Genomic DNA, 4,646 nt, shown 5'->3' with positions numbered 1-4,646 from the left:
CCCTACACCCTACACCCCAAAAGCCCGATGGCGGCCCTCCACAGAAATTCTACAGATTCAACTTGGCAATAATTTCTTTTAAAACATTGGCCGAATGCTGCAACTGAGATAATTCGGTATCAGTCAAATTTATATTCACCATCTTGGTTGCCCCTTGACGATTTACCACCATCGGTAAACTTAAACAAACATCTTGGATGCCGTGGAAATCTTTAATTAAACTACTTACCGTCATCACCCGATTCTGATTTCTTAAAATTGCCTGGACAAAGCTTCCCAGTAATATAGGTCATAATATCCACCGGATTACTGACAATTAAGAAAATTGCATCAGCGCAGTATTGAACTAATTCGGGAATTAATTTCTTAAAGATTTCCACATGGCGTTGCACCAGATCCAGGCGGCTTTCTCCCCGTTGCTGTTTTGCCCCAGCGGTAATAATCACAATATCAGCACCCGCTGCATCCGAAGGAGGTTTTTCCGGCATAAACTAGGGTCGGTTCGACAAAAGGCAAGCCATGTTGTAAGTCCATCACCTCCCCTTCTAATTTTTGCTGGTTAATGTCTATTAAGGTAATGACATCCAAGGTATTTTGAATCAGCATGGAATAGGCACAAGCCATGCCCACTTGACCGATGCCAATAATTGCGGCTTTCGTACCATCTTTTTTGGCGATCGGTGATGTCAGATCAATTTGGGGGGTGAATAAATTTTCAAACATATTTCAGCGGAAATTCATTGAGTTATATTCGTTAAATTTTAAAGCATAAGGTTCATTTGGTAAAATCTTGGCATAACGGCTTTTTCCAAATCTCGATCGCAAATAGTTTGATTCATCACTTAATCGTTAAACCCGTCTAAGAAAATGGAGTGATATAAAATATCTGGGGGTTGGCCAAAATTACCAAAAATTGTTATGAATTCATAACAAAGTAGCCAATATTTACCGAAAATTAAGCGGATGGGTCATCATCTATACAGCAGATTGCGAAAATATTAAAATATGTTAAGATAAGCGAAACCGTAAAAAAGCGATCTCACAACTATCGCTGAAATATTTGCCTGCTTAGGCTCTAGCAATCATGTAAATGTAGATAATGAATGGTCAGAGTCTAGATAAGGATGTAACAGTAATCTCGTGAAAACACTGGAGGAAGATGAACCATGAAAATTTGGGTGAATGAACAACTCGATCCTAGCGGAATGCTGTATGCCTGTATTGCCTGCTGCGATGAAACCCAGGCCCAAGAATGTTATGACTCTTTTGAGGAAAATTTAAGTGAATCTCAAAGGGTGCAAGGTTGGCTAACTAGGATGCGAACGGTCGCTTCATGGGATGAAGTGCCAGTCAGTGCCTTAAAATTAAACTAATCTTCAACTCATCTTCAAATAATCAAAAAAGCACAGAAAAAAGACAGGTATTTTTATGAAAAACCTGTCTTTTTTTCCTGCCCTACAGACCGCATCTTGCCTGTAAAAAAACATGATTTATCGGTTTGGGGGCAATTGCTTGGGTCGGCGAAACTGGGGCTGAGAACGCAGGGGACTAAGAATTTGATTCATCCGGCGTAGCTGTTCGGGGGTGCCCATACAAATCAAGACATCATCTGCCAGTAATTGTGTATCCGCAGTGGGGCCTCCGATCAGCGTCCCATCCTGACGGCGAATTGCCAGAATTAAAGCGCCCGTCTGACCCCGCAGATCCGCATCTTTGACCGTATAACCAACAAAGGGACAAGTTTCTGAGTTAACTTTGTATTCTTCCAGATATAAGGTGCGATCGGCCCCAGTAATAATCCCATCGACAAAATCCATCACCTCTGGTCGTAATGCCGCCGCTGCCATGCGTCGTCCCCCCGTAATATAAGGTGAAATCACCGTATCGGCGCCTGCCCGTTGCAACTTTTTCACCGCGTCCTCGGTGTTTGCCCGGGCAATAACTCGCAATTTGGGATTGAGGGTTTTTGCGGAAATCAAAGTATAAAGATTTTCCGCATCAGAAGGGAGGACGGTAATTAAACAAACTGCCCGTTCAATTCCTACCTGAATTAAGGTCGAATCCAAAGTCGCATCAGCCAGAACCGCAATACAATCAAGTTGTTCGGCTGCCTGCACTTCTTCTGGGTCGTTTTCTAGGACTAAGAAAGGAATGCCTTCTGCTTTGAATTCCAAAGCAACTTGACGTCCGGTGCGACCAAATCCACAGAGGATATAGTGTTCTGATAATGTATCTATCAATCGTCTCTGTTGCCTTAATCGAATAACGTCTTGAAAATATCCTGCAATAATCGCTTCTGTAAACCGATTCACAATGTAACCGATGGTAATTACACCCAGGGCAATTAAAGACATGGTGAACAGTCGCCCCGTAGGACCGAGAGGTCGCACCTCAGTAAATCCCACCGTTGAAAGGGTAATTGCAGTCATATAGGCGGCTTCGGATAAAGACCATCCTTCCATTGACCAGTATCCCAAGGTGCCTAGTAAAAAAACACCCCCAAGTAAACTGACACTGGTAATCAGTTCTTTCCTAATCCGTCGGTATTTTTGTTCTAGGATTGAATGCACTGGTTTGGTGTGAGAAGCACTTTCATTTTTGGTGTGATCTGATTAATTTTTGCATCGATTGTCACCAAAATCAGGATCTAGGTTGTGTGGCGATCGCATTTTTCAGTCAACGGTTGACGGTTAACGATTAACGATATCCGCCACCTACACCGCCACCTACATCCCGACTTGCATCCCGACTTAATAACTAAAAACCCCTGCAACCAATTTTGGTGACAGGGGTAAAAACCTTGTTATGATAAGCTTTCCGGGAATGGGCAGTACTGGGCTCGAACCAGTGACATCCTGCTTGTAAGGCAGGCGCTCTACCACTGAGCTAACCGCCCGGTTTTTGTAACCGAATCTACTATAGCACACTTTTTTCAATTTATGCCATCTGGTCGCACCCATGACGAAATTACTTTATGGAGCTTGCCCTGGGTGGCAGGTATCACCTGGGTTTTCACCCGTAACAGCCATTTAACTTTATTTGTTTCGGGAGGTTTTTTATTCAGTGGGCTGATGTTTGGCCCGGATCTGGATATCTATTCCCAGCAGTTTCTCCGTTGGGGGTGGTTGCGTTGGATTTGGCTGCCTTACCAAAAGAGTTTGCACCATCGCTCATTTCTGTCTCACGGTCCGGTGATTGGCACGGTGTTACGAGTTGTTTATCTGATGACTTGGATCGGCATGGTGGCGATCGCTATTTTGTTGGTGATGGATCTAGTCCGGGGTATGCCCTGGACCGTGGAGATGATGATTCAATGGGGGGCGCGATCGCTTCTGAGTCATTACCCAGACTTAATTGCCCTATTGATTGGTTTCGAGTTGGGGGCAATGAGTCACTCCTTAAGTGACTGGGGGGGTTCCACTTATAAACAAATAAAATCTCGCGGTTGGATGGCGGTGTTGCCCAAGTCTGTCACCTCCCAACTGGCGAAACGGCAGTCCCGCAAGTCCAGAAAACCCCCGCGTCCGTCTAGCAAATCCAGCCAACCGAAGGGTGGTCAGTCCAAGGGTCGGGGCAGCAGTGGCAGAAAAGCCCCCACACCGAAACGCAAATAAAGGGCAAGTAAAACACAAATAAAAATTCTAAGATGGTAAGAAAGTCCGGGCTAATCTGCACTTATATTTTGCACTTACATCACTTATATTATGTCCACCTACGAAACATCTCCAGCTAATCTGACTCCTGAACTTGCGGCTATGGAACAATTGATTTCCGTGGTGGCTAAATTGCGATCGCCTGATGGCGGTTGCCCCTGGGACTTGGCACAAACCCCAGAAAGCCTGATTCCCTATATCATCGAAGAAGCTTATGAGGTGGTCGATGCCATTCGGCAGGGCGATCCAAAGGCGATCGCCGAAGAATTAGGAGACTTGCTGTTACAAGTTGTTTTACAAGCGCAAATTGCCAAAGAATCTGGTCAATTTAGCATCGCCGAAATCGCCCAAGGAATCAGTGAAAAATTAATTCGCCGCCATCCTCATGTATTCGGGGATCTGAAAGTGAACAGCATCGAAGAAGTTCACCAAAATTGGGAACAAATTAAGGCTTCAGAAAAGGGCGAAACCAACTCAGAAAGCCAATTACTCAGTGATAAACTCAGCCGTTATGCCCGGACATTTCCCCCATTAGTGGCGGGAATGAAAATTTCTAAAAAAGCGGCAGCGGCGGGCTTTGAATGGGATGATGCCGAAGGAGTTTGGGCGAAATTACATGAGGAATTAAATGAGTTTAAACACGCCGTAGAACATGAAACCAAAGAAGAGCAAAAAGCTGAACTGGGAGATATTCTCTTTGTGTTGATTAATTTGGCACGTTGGTATGATTTGGAACCGGAAGAAGCTTTACAAATTACCAATGAAAAGTTTATTCAGCGGTTATCGAAAGTGGAGGCATTTAGCGATCGCCCATTGTCTGATTATTCTTTAGAAGAATTAGATCAACTTTGGGCAAAAGCCAAAGCACAAATTGCCCAGCAAAAATCAGCCAGCAAAAGTTAAATCATCTTCCCTAATTCAGAAACCGGGTTTCTGCGACAATTTACAGCACTTTTATCCGCGAGTCAACCACAAAGAATTTGTAGGGGCGAA

7 protein-coding genes and 1 tRNA gene are annotated in these 4,646 nt (G+C 44.3%); 3 read left to right on the top strand and 5 right to left on the bottom strand.

From position 1 onward, the window contains the following. Positions 1-49: 49 nt before the first annotated feature. From AM228_RS35155 to AM228_RS36165, 3 genes are read right to left on the bottom strand one after another with little or no spacing between them, the layout of a single operon-like run. A complete protein-coding gene (locus tag AM228_RS35155; protein WP_054466264.1) occupies positions 50-235 on the bottom strand; it encodes a hypothetical protein in 186 nt (61 codons plus the stop codon). Next, positions 222-488, bottom strand: coding sequence for a hypothetical protein (locus tag AM228_RS35150; RefSeq protein WP_255353187.1), 267 nt, complete (start codon positions 486-488; stop codon positions 222-224). Before AM228_RS35150 ends, AM228_RS35155 begins: the two co-directional genes overlap by 14 nt. Further along, the gene (locus AM228_RS36165; RefSeq protein WP_054466262.1) at positions 451-723 is read right to left on the bottom strand and encodes a hypothetical protein; all 273 of its coding nucleotides are present in this window, start codon (positions 721-723) and stop codon (positions 451-453) included. The genes AM228_RS35150 and AM228_RS36165 overlap by 38 nt, the downstream gene beginning before the upstream one ends. A 443-nt stretch (positions 724-1,166) precedes the next feature. On the opposite strand from AM228_RS36165, the gene AM228_RS11520 reads away from it, so the two are divergent. Then, positions 1,167-1,373 carry a hypothetical protein gene (locus tag AM228_RS11520; RefSeq protein ID WP_054466261.1) on the top strand — a complete coding sequence of 69 codons (207 nt, stop codon included), beginning with the start codon at positions 1,167-1,169 and terminating at the stop codon, positions 1,371-1,373. Between the two features lie 117 nt (positions 1,374-1,490). On the opposite strand, the gene AM228_RS11515 is transcribed toward AM228_RS11520, so the two are convergent. Together AM228_RS11515 and AM228_RS11510 are read right to left on the bottom strand one after the other, a co-directional pair. Then, complete coding sequence (locus AM228_RS11515) at positions 1,491-2,570, bottom strand: TrkA family potassium uptake protein (protein WP_054466260.1); 1,080 nt, start codon at positions 2,568-2,570, stop codon at positions 1,491-1,493. A gap of 254 nt (positions 2,571-2,824) precedes the next feature. Next, a tRNA-Val gene (locus tag AM228_RS11510) sits at positions 2,825-2,896 on the bottom strand. A gap of 43 nt (positions 2,897-2,939) precedes the next feature. On the opposite strand from AM228_RS11510, the gene AM228_RS11505 reads away from it, so the two are divergent. Both AM228_RS11505 and mazG read left to right on the top strand, forming a co-directional pair. Continuing rightward, positions 2,940-3,614: a metal-binding protein gene (locus AM228_RS11505; RefSeq protein ID WP_054466339.1), complete on the top strand. Its 675-nt coding sequence runs from the start codon at positions 2,940-2,942 to the stop codon at positions 3,612-3,614. Positions 3,615-3,704: 90 nt separating this feature from the next. Next, complete coding sequence (gene mazG / locus AM228_RS11500) at positions 3,705-4,556, top strand: nucleoside triphosphate pyrophosphohydrolase (RefSeq protein WP_054466259.1); 852 nt, start codon at positions 3,705-3,707, stop codon at positions 4,554-4,556. Positions 4,557-4,646: the final 90 nt, after the last annotated feature.

This window comes from Planktothricoides sp. SR001 (assembly GCF_001276715.1).
GTDB classification, from domain to species: Bacteria; Cyanobacteriota; Cyanobacteriia; order Cyanobacteriales; family Laspinemataceae; genus Planktothricoides; species Planktothricoides raciborskii.
The sequence above is the reverse complement of the archived record's forward strand: the minus strand, read 5'-3'. Positions and strand labels throughout refer to the sequence as shown.